Source organism: Mastigocoleus testarum BC008 (genome assembly GCF_001456025.1).
Lineage (GTDB): Bacteria > Cyanobacteriota > Cyanobacteriia > Cyanobacteriales > Nostocaceae > Mastigocoleus > Mastigocoleus testarum.
The window spans coordinates 36,945-53,093 of sequence record NZ_LMTZ01000118.1; the positions used below are offsets into that span (position 1 = coordinate 36,945).

11 protein-coding genes are annotated in these 16,149 nt (G+C 37.5%); 10 read left to right on the forward strand and 1 reads right to left on the reverse strand.

Translation table 11 applies throughout. The annotated features are described in order from the left end of the window. Window positions 1–110: 110 nt before the first annotated feature. The 9 genes from sufB (at window position 111) to BC008_RS29855 (ending at window position 14,414) form a co-directional block, all read left to right on the forward strand. Entirely contained in the window at window positions 111–1,550 is a 1,440-nt protein-coding gene (gene sufB / locus BC008_RS29815; protein ID WP_027843139.1) for a Fe-S cluster assembly protein SufB, read from the forward strand. 200 nt (window positions 1,551–1,750) lie between these two features. Beyond that, entirely contained in the window at window positions 1,751–2,539 is a 789-nt protein-coding gene (gene sufC, locus BC008_RS29820) for a Fe-S cluster assembly ATPase SufC (protein ID WP_027843140.1), read from the forward strand. After that, window positions 2,539–3,915, forward strand: coding sequence for a Fe-S cluster assembly protein SufD (gene sufD, locus BC008_RS29825; RefSeq protein ID WP_027843141.1), 1,377 nt, complete (start codon window positions 2,539–2,541; stop codon window positions 3,913–3,915). The genes sufC and sufD overlap by 1 nt, the downstream gene beginning before the upstream one ends. A gap of 168 nt (window positions 3,916–4,083) precedes the next feature. Then, window positions 4,084–5,346, forward strand: coding sequence for a cysteine desulfurase (locus BC008_RS29830; protein WP_027843142.1), 1,263 nt, complete (start codon window positions 4,084–4,086; stop codon window positions 5,344–5,346). Between the two features lie 510 nt (window positions 5,347–5,856). After that, a complete protein-coding gene (locus tag BC008_RS29835; protein ID WP_027843143.1) occupies window positions 5,857–6,198 on the forward strand; it encodes a hypothetical protein in 342 nt (113 codons plus the stop codon). A gap of 366 nt (window positions 6,199–6,564) precedes the next feature. Beyond that, window positions 6,565–8,106 carry a CPBP family intramembrane glutamic endopeptidase gene (locus BC008_RS29840; RefSeq protein WP_027843144.1) on the forward strand — a complete coding sequence of 514 codons (1,542 nt, stop codon included), beginning with the start codon at window positions 6,565–6,567 and terminating at the stop codon, window positions 8,104–8,106. A 1,374-nt stretch (window positions 8,107–9,480) separates the two neighbouring features. After that, window positions 9,481–9,756, forward strand: a complete 276-nt coding sequence (locus BC008_RS29845) for a TM2 domain-containing protein (RefSeq protein ID WP_027843145.1) — start codon at window positions 9,481–9,483, stop codon at window positions 9,754–9,756. Window positions 9,757–11,131: 1,375 nt separating this feature from the next. Continuing rightward, complete coding sequence (locus tag BC008_RS29850) at window positions 11,132–13,627, forward strand: heavy metal translocating P-type ATPase (protein WP_058184136.1); 2,496 nt, start codon at window positions 11,132–11,134, stop codon at window positions 13,625–13,627. Window positions 13,628–13,979: 352 nt separating this feature from the next. Next, window positions 13,980–14,414 (forward strand): FHA domain-containing protein, encoded by a 435-nt coding sequence (locus BC008_RS29855; RefSeq protein WP_027843147.1) that lies wholly within the window; start codon window positions 13,980–13,982, stop codon window positions 14,412–14,414. A 110-nt stretch (window positions 14,415–14,524) separates the two neighbouring features. Here BC008_RS29855 and BC008_RS29860 read toward each other — a convergent pair whose 3' ends face one another. After that, window positions 14,525–14,872, reverse strand: coding sequence for a hypothetical protein (locus BC008_RS29860; RefSeq protein ID WP_027843148.1), 348 nt, complete (start codon window positions 14,870–14,872; stop codon window positions 14,525–14,527). A gap of 217 nt (window positions 14,873–15,089) precedes the next feature. On the opposite strand from BC008_RS29860, the gene thyD reads away from it, so the two are divergent. Continuing rightward, on the forward strand, window positions 15,090–16,010 hold the full coding sequence (thyD, locus tag BC008_RS29865; RefSeq protein WP_027843149.1) for a thylakoid membrane protein ThyD: 921 nt from the start codon (window positions 15,090–15,092) through the stop codon (window positions 16,008–16,010). Window positions 16,011–16,149 lie beyond the last annotated feature (139 nt).

The window sequence follows — 16,149 nt, forward strand, 5'->3', positions numbered from 1 at the left end:
TGTAACAGCAGTGTAACCATCCGGTCATTGCTTCGGAAAATTAGCTACCCATAGCTCGTCTTCCATCCTTAAAGAGAGACATTTGTTAACCGAACACAACAAAAACTACGATGAGCGCTACCGTTAAAACCTTAGTTAACCAGCCTTACAAATACGGCTTCGTCACTGATGTTGAAGCTGATACTATTCCTCGTGGGCTCAGTGAAGATGTAGTTCGACTGATTTCGGCGAAGAAAAATGAGCCGGATTTTATGCTGGAATATCGCCTCAAAGCTTATCGTCAGTGGCAAAAAATGACGGAGCCGAAGTGGAGTGGTTTAAAATATCCAGAAATTGATTATCAGGATATTATTTATTATTCTGCGCCCAAACAAAAGAAAGAAAAGCTCAACAGTTTGGATGAAGTAGATCCTGCAGTTTTGGAAACTTTTGAGAAACTAGGTATTCCTTTGTCAGAGCAGAAGCGATTGGCGAATGTTGCAGTGGATGCAATTTTTGATAGTGTTTCAGTCGCAACAACTTTTAAGGAAAAATTAGCAGAAGATGGAGTTGTCTTTTGTTCGATTTCGGAAGCTTTACAGGAATATCCGGAATTAGTGAAGAAGTATTTGGGTAGCGTAGTTCCCATTGCTGACAACTATTTTGCGGCGCTTAACGCTGCGGTATTTAGTGATGGTTCGTTCGTTTATATTCCTAAAGGGGTTAAATGCCCAATGGAATTATCCACCTATTTCCGGATTAATAGTGGGGATACGGGACAGTTTGAACGTACCTTAATTGTTGCTGAAGAAGGTAGTTACGTTTCTTATTTGGAAGGTTGTACCGCGCCCATGTACGATAGCAACCAGTTACATGCAGCGGTTGTAGAACTCGTAGCTTTAGATAATGCCGAGATTAAATATTCTACGGTACAAAACTGGTATGCCGGAGATGAAAATGGTAAAGGTGGTATTTACAACTTCGTTACCAAACGGGGTTTGTGTCAGGGAGTGAATTCAAAAATTTCCTGGACCCAAGTAGAAACTGGTTCTGCAATCACTTGGAAATATCCCAGTTGCGTTTTGGTAGGTGATAACTCTGTCGGTGAGTTTTACTCAGTTGCGCTGACCAATAACATGCAGCAAGCAGATACCGGAACCAAGATGGTTCACGTTGGTAAGAATACCCGCAGCACAATTATTTCTAAAGGTATTTCTGCTGGTAGATCTAGTAATAGCTATCGGGGCTTGGTGAAAGTGAATCCCAAAGCTGAAGGTGCACGTAACTATTCCCAGTGCGACTCAATGTTGATTGGGGATAATGCCCATGCTAATACTTATCCTTATATCCAAGTTCAAAATAATAGCGGCAAAATAGAACACGAAGCTTCCACTTCTAAGATTGGTGAAGACCAGTTATTTTACTTCGCCCAACGGGGTATTTCTGCAGAAGACGCCGTAACAATGATGATTAGCGGTTTCTGTAAAGATGTATTTAACCAATTGCCGATGGAATTTGCGGTGGAAGCTGATAAGCTATTAAGTCTGAAATTAGAAGGAAGTGTTGGTTAATTTGGTGTGCGAGAAATATAGCAGGAGCCAGAAGTCAGGATTCAGGAGCCAGGAGCTAGAATTCAAGACTACTTGGTATATGACGAAGGGAAATTTATTCTGGACTTGATTAACTTGCTATTCGCTGCTATAAATCACACGCACATCAAGAAAGAAAAAAATTAAAGTAGAAAAAATAATAATTTAAAGAGAGTGAGAGCATGATTAGTGAAAATAGCGAAGTGGTGCTGTCAGTCAAAGATTTGACAGCAGAAGTTGATGGCGCATCAATTTTAAAAGGTGTAAATTTAGAAATCCGTTTGGGTGAGATCCATGCAATTATGGGTCCAAATGGTTCTGGGAAAAGTACTTTATCCAAGATTTTGGCTGGACACCCCGCATATGAGGTAACTGGTGGAGAAGTAATTTTTCAGGGACAAAATCTGCTGGAAGTGGAACCCGAAGAACGGGCAAGAAGTGGTATATTTTTGGCGTTTCAGTATCCCTTGGAAATTCCCGGTGTAAGTAATTTGGACTTCCTCAGGGTCGCTTATAATTCCAAGCGCAAAGCCCAGGGTTTAGAAGAAATTGACGCCTTCGATTTTGACGATCTGATTGAAGAAAAGCTGGAAGTTGTGAAAATGGACTCGGCTTTCTTGAGTCGTAGTTTAAATGAAGGTTTTTCTGGTGGTGAGAAAAAGCGGAATGAAATTCTGCAAATGGCTCTACTAGAACCAACCTTGGCGATTTTGGATGAAACAGATTCTGGTTTAGATATTGATGCGCTCAAAATCGTTGCAAATGGGGTAAATCAATTAACTAGCGCCAAAAATGCAACTTTGATGATTACTCACTATCAGCGCTTACTGAATTACATTGTCCCAGATTATGTTCATGTGATGGCGAAAGGACAAATTATTAAATCTGGCGGTAAGGAATTGGCGTTGGAATTAGAATCTCGCGGTTACGACTGGATTTTGGAAGAAGCAGAAGTTGAGGTGGGTGTATAATGGCAATTCAAGTTTCTCCTAGTCCAGTTCCTAACTCTAATGCAGATAATTTAGTATCTAGTTTGTTAGATCGAGATACTTATCTGAGCGAATTATTGAAAAATTTACAAACCAAGGATGGTACATCTCTACAAACCAAATTTCCTTGGTTGCAAGAAGTACGCGATCGCGCAGTTAATTGGGTGCGTCATTCAACTATTCCTACAACCCGCGAGGAAGAATGGCGATTTACCGATTTGTCTGGATTGAAACAGGTAAAATTTCATCCCGTACAAACCAACCACGGCGAACATTTACAGGACACGCAACCAGAAGGTTCTAATCATTTAGTATTTGTTAACGGGATTTATACACCCGAATTATCAGCGATCGCAGATTTGCCAGATGGGGTTATAGTCAGTAATTTAGCTGATTTACCCGCAGAATACGGGGAGAAAATCCAGAAATATTTAGCAAAATCTGAAGGTGCTCTGGAAGTATTTACAGCACTCAATACTGTTGGGTTTAATGATGTTGCAATAGTATGGGTACCCAAAAATGTTGTCGTAGAAAAACCGATTCATTTGGTGTATCTAACTGCTAGTAGCGAGCAAGTAATCTCCCAACCTCGTTGTTTAGTAGTTGCTCAAAGTGGTTCCGAACTAACTTTGGTAGAAGAGTATGGAAACCCCGAAGTTATTAAAAATAAAGCTGCAGAATCAGTTTACTTTAGCAATGCGGTATCGGAAATTTGGCTAGAAGATAACGCCAGCGTACATCATAATCGGGTTGTACGTGAAGCTGCAGGGGCTTTCCATATTGGTAAAACTGCTATTACCCAAGCCCGTTACAGTCGATATTCCTGTAATGCGATTAGTTTGGGTGGAAAGTTATCGCGCCACAATTTAGAAATCTTGCAAACTGGCGAACAAACTGAAACCACACTCAATGGTTTGACAGTAATTTCTGAACAACAGTTAGCAGATACCCACAGCGCGATCGCGTTGAATTACCCCCATGCGAAAAGTCAACAATTGCACAAAACGATTATTGGCGATAGGGCTCATGCAGTATTTAATGGTAAGATAATTGTTCCTAAAGCCGCACAATTAACCGATGCATCCCAGTTAAATCGTAATTTATTGTTATCTCCTAAAGCCAGAATTGATACTAAACCCCAATTGGAAATCACTGCTGATAATGTTAAGTGCGCCCATGGTGCTACAGTTAGTCAATTAGAAGACGATGAAATTTTTTACTTACAAAGTCGAGGTATAGATGAAAACGCCGCACGTCATTTATTAATCGATGCTTTCGCTACCGAAATTATCAAACAAATACCTGTAGCTTCATTACAAGAGAGTCTGCTCCAAAGTGTCAATCAAATAGGTGCTTAAGAAGTTAATACTTAAAACTTGGTGCTTAAAAACTTACTTGGTTCTCAAAAACTTAGTTCTCAAAAAATTAAATCTTATAGCACTTTCCCAGGGGATAATTTAAAACTTAAATCCCAAACCCAATACCTAATACCCAATACCCAATACCCAATACCTAGAACCATAAACATGACTTTAGCAAAAGAAAAAACTGTAGTTGATATAGTACGTGCAGACTTTCCCATCCTGAAGGAAAAAGTCAACGGTAAGCCTTTGGTTTATCTGGATAATGCTGCAACTTCTCAAAAACCCCTTCAGGTAATTAATTCACTTCAAGACTATTACCAGGAGTATAATTCTAACGTTCATCGTGGCGCTCATTGCCTCAGTGGCAAAGCTACCGATGCTTACGAAGGAGCAAGAGACAGAGTTGCTAAATTTGTTAATGCATCATCACGACAAGAAATAGTTTATACCCGCAATGCGACTGAGGCGATCAATTTGGTTGCTTACAGTTGGGCGATGAATAACTTGCAACCGGGTGATGAAATTATCTTCTCGGTGATGGAACACCACAGTAATATAGTTCCTTGGCATTTTGTCGCCCAAAAAACGGGTGCAGTATTAAAGCATGTCGAACTGACATCAGAAGAAACCTTTGATTTAGACCAGTTTAAACAACTCCTTTCCGATAAAACCAAGTTAGTCTCTGTGGTTCATGTTTCCAATACTTTGGGTTGTATCAACCCGGTAAAGGAAATTTGTCATTTAGCGCATCAACAGGGAGCAAAAGTATTAATTGATGCCTGCCAAAGCGTGCCCCACATGCCTGTTGACGTGCAGGATATGGACTGCGACTGGTTAGTTGCATCGGGACATAAAATGTGTGCGCCATCAGGGATTGGTTTCTTATATGGGAAACAAGAAATCCTGCAAGAAATGCCCCCATTTTTGGGTGGTGGTGAAATGATTGCAGATGTATATTTAGACCATTCTACCTATGGGGAATTACCACATAAATTTGAAGCAGGAACGCCAGCAATTGGGGAAGCGATCGCTTTGGGTGCAGCAGTGGATTACCTTACCACTATCGGTATGGATAAAATTCATGCTTATGAAGCAGAATTAACGGCATACTTATTCCAAGAACTAGGAAAAATTCCCCAAATTAGAATCTACGGACCTAAACCTGATGCGAATGGTGAAGGAAGAGCTGCACTCGCAGCATTTACCGCAGGTCAAATTCATGCAAATGACCTATCTACATTCTTAGATGAATATGGTGTAGCAATACGTTCGGGACATCACTGTACTCAACCATTGCATCGTCATTTAGATATTCCTGCAACCGCACGAGCAAGCTTATCTTTTTACAACACTCGTGAGGAAATTGATGTTTTTGTTAAAGCGTTAAAGGAAACCATAGAATTTTTTAGTGGTTTTTTGGGTTAGTTTCTGGAGGTAATGGGTAATTGGTCATTGGTAATGGGTAAAAGCCCGCGCCTTACGGCGATGTGGTAAAAGCCTGCGTCTTACGGCGTTAGCATTAGCGAAAGCGAAGCGTGACGTTAGTCAGAGGCTTTCCCGACGCCGTAGGCTTTAGCGTGACATAACAGTGTCATTGTGGTAACTATTCTTTTATTACCTGTTACTTTTTACTTTTGCTTGCACCTAAGGTGTATTTCCAAAATGTGATACTAATTTCAAAAAATACAATTTCAAAAAATACAATTTCAAGAAATACAATTTCAAAAAATACCCTCACATATTGATTTTTTGAATCTGTTCCTTCTTCCCTATTTCCCGTTCCCTTTTATAAACAATGTAAATTCAATGGTATGTATTTGTTTCTCTACCATAAAGAAAAATATTAATAAATCAAATATATAATTATTCTGGAACTTTTAGTGATAAACCTGTGTTATTTAAATAGATATACTGCCCAACCTGAAGAGGTGAGCTATGAAACGTTCAATTTTATTCGGATTAGCTGTATCTTTAGCTTTAATTCCCATTATTACTAATGGGAAAGTACTGGGAAAAGCAGAAGTAATTGTCCAACAAAATAATCAAGTTAATATTTCTCAACCTTCTGTTTTGGGTTCTATTGAAACGAGGGACAGACAGATCACTATAAATCGCAACAAAACTTACACTATTCATAATAAAAATGGCGAAGTTTTGGCTCAAGATATTACTTTAGAGGAATTACAAGCAAAGAATCCCGAATTATATAACACCATCAAAGATTCTATCGCTGGGGACTTATGGATGATGAGGACTAATATTCCAAGCGATCGCTAAGCATTGAAAATGAGTTCATTGCCTTTGCTTAGTGCTTTGGTTCATTGCTTTCATTCAATTTAAGTAATTTGCCAAAATAAATGGGTATAAAGTGTAGCTCTTTTGTTGCAGTAACTATATTGCCAGTAGAGATGTAGTATCACTACATCTCTATATTATTTATCTTTATAATACGGTTTTACTTTATATTCTTATTTTTATCTAAGAAGATAAAATTCCTGTAACCAGTTAAACCCTATCATATCTCTTATCATTAGGTCAGAAAATTTATCACCGAAAGACATTTTCTTGCGATAATCTGCAAAAGGTATAAGCCCCACATACACGCAAATTATTTAAGGGTTAATTAACGGATAAAGAGTATAGATGACACCGAAAAGGATATTTTTAACATTACTGACTGTAATTGCAATCGTATTATCTGGCTCAAATTTATTCCAGAGCTTACAAAGACCCCAGTCCCAAAGTCTAATCGAACTTTATCAGACAGACATATCATTACAAGCTGCAGCTTGGAAACCAGAAGAAAACACTGATGGTAATTTCAAACAATTGCAAGCTGCGATCGTAGGATCACAACCTGTAGAAAATGCAATAAAACAGTACGAGCAAGTTCGAGATTCAGCCAAAAAGAATTTAGAAAGAGTTCAAAACCAACTTACACAAAGTTCAGTCAAATCTCCTCAAACTAGTGACATCCTTAATGGAGAAGTACTGGAACTCAAAAAAATAGCTCGCGAACAACAAAAGTTAATTGCAGAATTAGATCTGCGTTTAGGTATTTTAAAAGAACAGCAGGGTAAGGCTGAAAGTGCGCTAAAAGATTGGAATGATGTACCGCAAAATACGGTCATTTCTCCCCAATATGGCGAAACAGCTAAGGTGCTAATAGCCTTATGGCAAGATAGATCGAATTTACAACCTAATGCTGAAGAATTTATTCAAAAAAATCTAGAAGGTTGGTTTCGTTCTGTTGCTCTAACTCAACTTTACCAGTTTCAACAACGCCAAGATTTAGTAAATCAAATCAATAGTTCAACTCAACAAATGGCACAAAATGCTTTAATAAAGTTGGCTATTATCGCAACTCTCCCTGCTTTAGGTGTTCTCATTGGCTTGGGAATATTAATTTTCTCAATCGCTCAGATTCTAATTAAAGGAAAAGACTCCGTACTCGCGCAAAATGGAAATCTTGCTTGGTCAACCCCTTGGGATGGGGAAATCATTTTGCAAGTTTTTGTAGTTGGTTTTTTCTTCGTTGGACAAATAATAGTTCCCGAATTACTATCCGTACTCCCAATTCCACGTGGTGCTGCTGTTAGCGTACGCATACAGGCTTTTTACGTTCTAACCAGTTACTTATTCGTCGCATTCGGAGCCCTTGGTGTATTATATTTCTCTATTAAAAACTTTTTCCCTCTAGCTGAAGATTGGTTTCGTTTTCATTTTCGGGATAAGTGGTTTCTATGGGGTTTTGGAGGTTACTGTGCAGCTTTACCAATTGTCTTATTAGTTTCTGTAATCAATCAAAAATTATGGGAGGGACAAGGAGGTAGCAATCCTTTACTGCAATTAGTACTTAAAAGTCAAGATTCTGTAGCTCTAGCAATATTTTTCTTTACTGCGGCTATTGCTGCACCACTATTTGAAGAAATATTGTTTCGTGGTTTTTTACTACCTTCTCTTACCAAGTACTTACCTGTATGGGGATCGATTATTATTAGCAGTGTCTTATTTGCTGCTGCTCACTTTAGTTTATCCGAACTTATACCACTAACATCCTTAGGAATTATATTGGGGATTGTTTACACGCGATCGCGCAATTTACTTGCTCCAATGTTGCTACATAGTCTTTGGAATAGTGGAACTCTCTTAAGTCTATTTATTGTGGGTAGTAGTTCTTCTTAAGTTTCCAACAAGATATTAAGAAGATATTTGAAAACTTAGCTGGAGTTTTTTGATAAGTAATAGGTAATAGTTAATCGTTAATCGTTAACAAGTAATAGCTTTTTTCGTGACTTAAACATTTCAGTAGAAAAATACGTTCTTACAGATACAAGCTTCAATAAATAAGCAGTCATTTACATGTTAAAAGTATTACGAACTACCAATTACCTATTACTTTTGACCCATTATTTATTAGGTTTCATTCGACTGGACAGTCGGTTATAATTTTCCCCTATCAAAAAAATTAATTTTTCTTAAATAGTAATCTATTTACAATAGATATCACCTATTCTTATAATATTAATCTCAGATACATTCTCATGGGAGTATGGCTCTTCGCGGCAAACGTTGTTATAGTAACTATTCGCAACTTAATTAATACTAACTCTGCATTTTTGCGATCAGGTATATTTTGCGGTATGTATAAGTATCAACGTCTTTAGCTTTTTGCAGAGCTTTTTAACTATAATTTTGGCGTTGATTATCAATGTCAATAATAATAGTCCATATTTAGTGTGGGTAATTTTTATCATGATTAAGTAGGAATTACTATTAAACACCCATTTAATCGTTATATTTCTAAGGATAAAAGCAAATCTTTTTAAGATATGATAGTGACTTAATTCGGCTTAAAAGTCCGGATAGAGCTATATTAGACCTGTAGAGATAATAAAATAGCATTTTTGAGTGGCGATAGCGGTAGCTTTTCTTCATGGAAAACTATCATATGTTCGCGCAGACTTGTAATCCTGCTAGTTATTAAAAAATGAACAATCGCACTCTGGGGGTCTAGTTTTGGGGAAGTAAAGTCATAAGACTTGTCTCCAAAAAAGTATCATAACTAAAATTAAGTCTGCATTTGTAATTGCTGTAAATAATGCAGGTGTGAATCACTCCCTGTCTTTCAGTAATATTGTTCTTCAAATCTTGGCTAGATTTCAAACTAAGAACGTTACCAATAACTGATCTTAGATAATACTTCAAGTAAACTGAATCCCAGAAATATAATTTTTTAGTTATTTACCTAAATTTTCCTGGGTAGATGATTATCTTTCTCTCGACTCTCGCACATCCTTCTCCTTGCCGTTTTGTTTAAGTAGTGCTTAACATTACGATTTTGAACGAGCATTAAAGGAGGCGGAAAGCTCAAAATCTTACAACACAATAGTGTCGCCAGTTTCCACATCAGACACCATAGGAATTTTTGGTGTTAAAACAGTGTTTATACTACTCATAAAGTAGATCTTATTACCTCAAAAGTAGATAAGTATACTTTCAGTAGACGAAAAAAGTATTATTTTTTATACGTAAATATACAGGAGATATACATAGATTATGGCAAACTTAAATCCTTCTCACGCGACAAGACAGTTACTTGCCGGCTACTGCGGTATTATTCTTGGTGCCCTAGGAGTACATAAATTTGTGCTCGGATATAGCCTTGAAGGAGCAGTGATGCTGGGGATTTCCATCGCAGGTCTATTTTTTGCTTATGGCGTTCCATTTGTAATTATGCAGTTTGTTGGTCTAGTTGAAGGCATGATTTACTTAAATAAAAGTCACAATGAATTCGTTGACACTTACTTCGTTCAGAAACAAGGTTGGTTTTAAATAATATTTATTAATAAAACTAAACCGGCTCCATATTAGTAAGATTTACAACTCTAAGCCTTAATTAAGTACTCTACATATAAACTGAATAAATTCTGCCAATTGTAAAGAATGAGTAGGAGAGCGTGAATCAGGTAAAAAGCTAGAACCCCAATTAAAAAAAAATTGGGGTTATCTATAATAAATATCGTTGGTTGTAGAGTTAGTTTTATAACTATTCAAATAGTATAGATAGAAGTTATAGTTTTCAGAGTTATAAATCTAGAAAACATAAATATATCAACTATAAATACGAGTCCCATATTGCATTTAAATCTGAATTACTATATATTCATTTTAGAGGAGGAATTGTTTAATAAAACTTTAAGTTTGTAAGTTTAAAAATTCCCAGTTCATAAATTTACACATTAAAATTTTAAAGTTAATAAAAATTTTTGCTAGATGGTAGATATAGAATACGTCAGTAAATAGCTAAATCCTTGACTTCAGTTCTTAAAAATAAATTTTTAACTTTGAGTGATTTGGGTCATTTCACTAATTCTATCTAGTGAATAGATTTACCTGTAAAGCTATACTACAAATTTTTTTTAGCTTTTGATTTGTCTTGTTTATCCCTATGAAAGCAAGATGATTTTCGCTATAGATTATTTTGCGAGGTCTTAATTCAGTAGTTAATTATTACTAAAATTATAAGCTTAGCTTTGAACTTTATATGATTGTTTTCAAAGCATATCAAACATTTTAGCTATTCTATAATGTTGGCCAGCATACTTTAATTAACATCCTTAATAATATAAAATTTATTTACTCCGGGATAAAAATCATTGCTTATATTTCATATATAGACGATGAATTTATAATTTCATCTCCTATTGAGAAAATAAATCAAACAATCAGGTGTTTAAATAATAGGGAGTTATTAATTATAAACAGTTATTGAATAAGGAATTTATTCAATATGTGTTAGTTGAATTTCATGCGAGCAAAATTTTAGCTGAATTATTGAAACTATCTCATTCATAAAACAAACTAAATTTCAAATATGTGGCGATGCTAAAAATTAAATCTAGACACCTTAATTTATTAACCTTTGTCATCTTAGGTTGTGGCTTTTTTTGTAGTATATCGAGTTTAGGAATTAATGAATTCTGGAAAAGTGAATTAGCTTTGATCCCTATCCAAGTAATGGCTCTTATTTATACAAGTTATTGTAATTATGATCGTGGTTAACTATTTATTATGTTGGAATTATTTATATAATTTAATAAGTATTACGATCTGTAAAAGAAGTAGAAATCGCTAAACTTAGCCTAAGCTCAAAATAGAAGCGTCTTGAATTGGGCTATGAAATCTTATAGGCGGTTCCATAATATGTATGCAAACTCAAACCATTAGTTACACCACGACTGTTACAGATAAACCAATTGCAGATAAAATTACTTTGGATGTTGGGGGTATGAAGTGCGCGGGCTGTGTGAAAGCGGTAGAGCGCCAACTCGCCCAATATCCTGGAGTAACAGATGTAGTTGTGAATCTAGCAACGGAAATAGCTGTTGTTGAGTCTCAAGCGGGTGTAGTAGATCCAAATGCTTTAGCTCAAAAGATTACGGATGCAGGATTCCCATCACAGATCCGCCAATCAGATGCTAATGATGTAGGTAGTAATTCATCTGTCCGGGATTTAGAAACCAAACATCACCGGGAAATGCGCAGTTCAATGATACAGCTAGTAATAGCTGCTGTATTACTGATACTTTCAGGAATTGGGCATTTTGGTCACCTGAGCGGCGTGATGTTACCAGTTGTAAGTAATATTTGGTTTCACTGTGGCTTAGCGACTTTGGCTTTACTAATCCCCGGTAAAGAAATTATCGTAGACGGTTGGCGTAGTTTATGGCGAAATACGCCCAACATGAATACTTTAGTGGCGTTGGGTACTCTTACAGCTTACATTGCAAGTGTAATTGCGCTGCTATTTCCTAACATGGCTTGGGAATGTTTCTTTGACGAACCAGTCATGATGTTGGGTTTTATTTTGCTGGGACGAACCCTGGAAAAAAGAGCAAGAGGTCGTGCTGCAGCAGCTTTTAGGAAATTATTATCGCTTCAACCCATTGTTGCTCGGTTAATTGCCAATCCCCATAAAACTAAAACTGAAAAAAATAATATTACTACAAACTTTATTGAAATTCCTGCTGCACAAGTGAAGGTTGGTGAATGGTTGCAGGTATTACCTTCGGAGAAGATACCCGTCGACGGCGAAGTTATGGAAGGAAAAACCACCGTTGACGAGTCAATGTTGAGTGGGGAAGCCGTACCAGTACTCAAGCAACCCGGAGATAAAGTTGCTGCAGGAACGATTAATCAATCTGGGGCGATCGTTATTCAAGCGGAGCGGACGGGTGACGATACAACTTTGGCTCATATTGTGGCTTTAGTGGAAAATGCACAAACCCGTAAAGCACCAGTACAAAAATTAGCAGATACAGTTGCAGGTTACTTTACCTACGGAGTCTTGGGTGCTGCAATATTAACATTTGTTTTTTGGTATTTTATTGGAGTTAATATTTGGGATAATCTCACAATTTGGGGTGGGACAACATCAGCAGGACAAGCTTCACTGCTATTAAGTTTGAAATTAGCGATTGCAGTTATGGTAGTCGCTTGTCCCTGTGCTTTAGGACTTGCAACGCCAACAGCGATTTTAGTAGGAACTGCGATCGCAGCAGAAAAGGGACTTTTAATTAAAGGTGGCGATGTTTTAGAAAGAGTCCACCAATTAGATACAGTAATCTTTGATAAAACTGGTACGCTAACTATTGGTAAGCCTACAGTTACCGACTGTTTGCTGATAGAGGAATTACTAACGGATAATTCGGCAACCCGTAAACCTGAAGCACAGACTTATGAATTACAAACTCAGGAATCTTCCTCACAAACAATAACTGTTACTTTCCCAAAGGAAAGAGTTAAAAATTTATCTCCAGTTCTAGACTCTCAATCCTTATTAAAATTAGCAGCAGCAGTGGAAAGTGGTACAGTTCATCCTTTCGCTACAGCAATTATTAATGCAGCACAGCAACAAAATTTAACAATCCCAGTAGCAACGGATTTTCGTACAGAACCTGGATTGGGTGTCTCAGGTGTAGTAGAAGAAAAATCAGTGTTGTTAGGTAATAAAGCCTGGTTGGAGCTACACGGAATAGTTGTGGATCAAACCTTATCTCAAGCAGTTGAGAATTTTACAAAAAATGGTAAGACAGTAGTCTACGTTGCAGTAAATTATGCAATTGTTGGGATTTTCGCCATATCAGATGTTGTAAGGGAAGATGCAGTTTCAGTAGTAGAACAACTACAACAAATGAATCTGCGCGTCATGTTATTGAGTGGTGATACTCCAGAAGTTGCGATCGCTTTAGGAAGGCAACTAAGTTTAGACGATAGCGATATTATTGCAGGCGTAATGCCAGGAGAAAAAGCTGAAGTTATTGAATCGCTACAAAACAATCAAAAACATGTGGGAATGGTAGGAGATGGTATCAACGATGCTCCTGCATTATCTCAAGCAGATGTAGGAATTGCTCTGCATTCTGGAACAGATGTGGCTATGGAAACAGCCGATATAGTTTTGATGAGAGATTCCCTTAATGACGTAGTAGAATCAATTCGATTTAGTCGTGCGACTTTTAATAAGATTCGTCAAAATCTATTCTGGGCTTTTGCATACAATACTTTAGGAATTCCCTTAGCTGCGGGGATATTATTACCTAGCTTTAATTTTGTTTTAACTCCCGCAGGTGCAGCAGCATTAATGGCTTTTAGCTCCGTTAGCGTTGTGACAAATTCGCTATTGTTAAGGCGTTTCACTTAAGGCATTTTACTTAAAGCGTTTTATCCGTCGACGTTAAAATATTTCTTATTGACTAATATTGCTGACCTCAAATAATTAACTCAAATAATTATTTTCCCAATATCAGGTTAAACTAAGTCGTTAGGCAACTGTAGCAATGCTCACTTAGCCTTACGACTATAGTTTTGTAAACAATGTTTTGTAAAAAAACAATTTTATAGAACAAAATGGTTCTAGTAATCGTATTAGCGAAAACATTAGTAGATTATTTGGTTGTCCTATACCTCAAATCTGGTTTCGAGAATACCACAAAACCATATCAAGCAAATTTTAAAATTCTCAAAGTTCAAACTATTGAAGTAACGATGTGTCAATGACAGCAGAAAATCATCAGAATCATCTACTGATTATTGAAGACGCTCGTGGACGTAAAGAATTTATTTTGGAACGCCCGATTTATTCTATCGGTAGAGACGTTGAATGCGATATTCGCTTAGCTTCGCAATTTGTCTCCCGTCGCCATGCGACTTTAGTCAGATTACCCAGGGGAAACAACAGCAACACTCATTATTATCGAATTGTTGATGGTGATGCGAAAGGGAAGCCCAGTTCCAACGGAATAGTAGTTAATGGACGCAAAACTCCAGCACATGACCTGAGAAACGAAGACGAAATAGTCTTCGGTCCTCAAGTACGTGCTATTTATTACTTACTGCAGCGCGAGACAACAACACAGGTACCAACAGATTTGAGTGAGTATGATATTACTCTTATTAATCCTGGGATGACTGAGGATATAGAAGATTAAAGACCTACTTGTCACCTCCGGTATATTTTTTACTATCAAGTGATTTAATTATTGGCTCTAGCAAAAAGCTAGAGCTACCTCGTGCTCAAGCTAGTACTGGATAACTCGCGCTATCCTGCAAGACTTTCAATTAAATGCCAGTGACGGCTATGTTCTATTGCCTCCTTAATATACTCAAATAGTTGCCGACAGTGATTTTCAACTTGGAGTGGTAATTCCTCGTTTTTCATCACAATGCTCATGCGAGTTTCGGTCTCGGTAGCTGTACTTTTATCAATTAGTGCTTCTACTGTCACTAACTTTGAAAAAGGGACAGTACCAGGAATTTCCCTTGCCATCACGTAGTCAGATGTATAGTACATCACATTAAGACTACAGTCTTGTAGAAGTTCTACAATTAAAGGCAAAAGTTGTTCAAAATTAATAGAAAGAAGAAAAGAACAGGTATATCGAGCCATATAGCCCCGTGCTTTGTAATACTCTGTCCATCCTATAATATCGAACTATATAAAAGCCAAGTTAACTTCGATTCATTTCTTGATTTTAGATACTGAAAATCGTGTGATTGGGGATTGGAGATTAGGTTATTAGGGATTGGGGATTAGTAATATTTATAAGTTTGAACGCTCAGATCTGTAGAATAGGAGTTTGGTGGAGTCTACTTAGCGCTTAAAAATGAAAATAGCAATTACTGGAGCAACGGGATTTGTTGGTAGTCGCTTGGTTGAACGACTCATTAGCCAAGGTCATGAATTAGTAGTACTTTCACGAAGTGTACAACGCGCCCAAAAAGTTTTTCCTACAACAGCATTTAAGAATTTAGAAATTGTTGGTTATACGTCTACCATGTCTGGGGATTGGCAAAATGCAATAAACGGTTGTGATGCAGTTGTCAATCTTGCAGGAGAACCGATTGCTGAAGGGCGATGGACGCCAGAACGCAAGAATATTATTCTCAATAGCCGCAAACTCGGAACCCAAAAGATAGTCGAAGCAATAGGAAATGCAGATTCTAAACCTAGTGTATTGGTGAATGCTTCCGCAATTGGTTATTACGGTACCAGTCAAACAGCGACCTTTGATGAAACGAGTTCTGCTGGTAATGATTTTCTCGCCCAAGTTACAACTGAATGGGAGTCGGAAGCCCAAAAAGTTAAGGATTTAGGAGTGCGACTGGTAATTTTACGTTTTGGTATTGTCCTGGGAATGGGTGGTGCTTTAGGTAAAATGATTACTCCATTTAAACTTTTTGCTGGAGGTCCTTTAGGTGATGGTCAACAATGGTTTTCCTGGATTCATGTAGATGATCTAGTGGGTTTGATTTTACAAGCCCTAAATAATTCCCAAATGGAAGGAGTATATAATGCAACTTCTCCTGAGCCCGTTCGAATGTCACAGTTTTGCGACACTATGGGTGAGGTTATGAATCGACCTTCTTGGCTACCTGTTCCAGGATTTGCCCTTGAAGCACTATTAGGAGAAGCTGCAACAGTAGTTTTGCAAGGACAAGAGGTTTTACCCAAACGTACCTTGGAAAGTGGTTTTGAATACAAGTATCCTAAATTGCAGCCTGCTTTAAGAGATATTTTGAAGTGAGGGGTTGGGGATTGGTAATGGGTAATTGGTAATGGGTAATTGGTAATGGGTAATTGGTAATTGAAAACCTTGACCGAATCGCCATATGCCGCTTGCGGCGGCACGCAGTGCTTATGGCTAACGCCAGTCGCCAGTCACC

Excerpts from the sequence above, each read along its gene's own strand:
- sufB (WP_027843139.1), top strand. The coding sequence starts at position 111 with ATGAGCGCTACCGTTAAAACCTTAGTTAACCAGCCTTACAAATACGGC.
- sufC (WP_027843140.1), top strand. The coding sequence starts at position 1,751 with ATGATTAGTGAAAATAGCGAAGTGGTGCTGTCAGTCAAAGATTTGACA.
- sufD (WP_027843141.1), top strand. The coding sequence starts at position 2,539 with ATGGCAATTCAAGTTTCTCCTAGTCCAGTTCCTAACTCTAATGCAGAT.
- BC008_RS29830 (WP_027843142.1), top strand. The coding sequence starts at position 4,084 with ATGACTTTAGCAAAAGAAAAAACTGTAGTTGATATAGTACGTGCAGAC.
- BC008_RS29835 (WP_027843143.1), top strand. The coding sequence starts at position 5,857 with ATGAAACGTTCAATTTTATTCGGATTAGCTGTATCTTTAGCTTTAATT.
- BC008_RS29840 (WP_027843144.1), top strand. The coding sequence starts at position 6,565 with ATGACACCGAAAAGGATATTTTTAACATTACTGACTGTAATTGCAATC.
- BC008_RS29845 (WP_027843145.1), top strand. The coding sequence starts at position 9,481 with ATGGCAAACTTAAATCCTTCTCACGCGACAAGACAGTTACTTGCCGGC.
- BC008_RS29850 (WP_058184136.1), top strand. The coding sequence starts at position 11,132 with ATGCAAACTCAAACCATTAGTTACACCACGACTGTTACAGATAAACCA.
- BC008_RS29855 (WP_027843147.1), top strand. The coding sequence starts at position 13,980 with ATGACAGCAGAAAATCATCAGAATCATCTACTGATTATTGAAGACGCT.
- BC008_RS29860 (WP_027843148.1), bottom strand. The coding sequence starts at position 14,872 with ATGGCTCGATATACCTGTTCTTTTCTTCTTTCTATTAATTTTGAACAA.
- thyD (WP_027843149.1), top strand. The coding sequence starts at position 15,090 with ATGAAAATAGCAATTACTGGAGCAACGGGATTTGTTGGTAGTCGCTTG.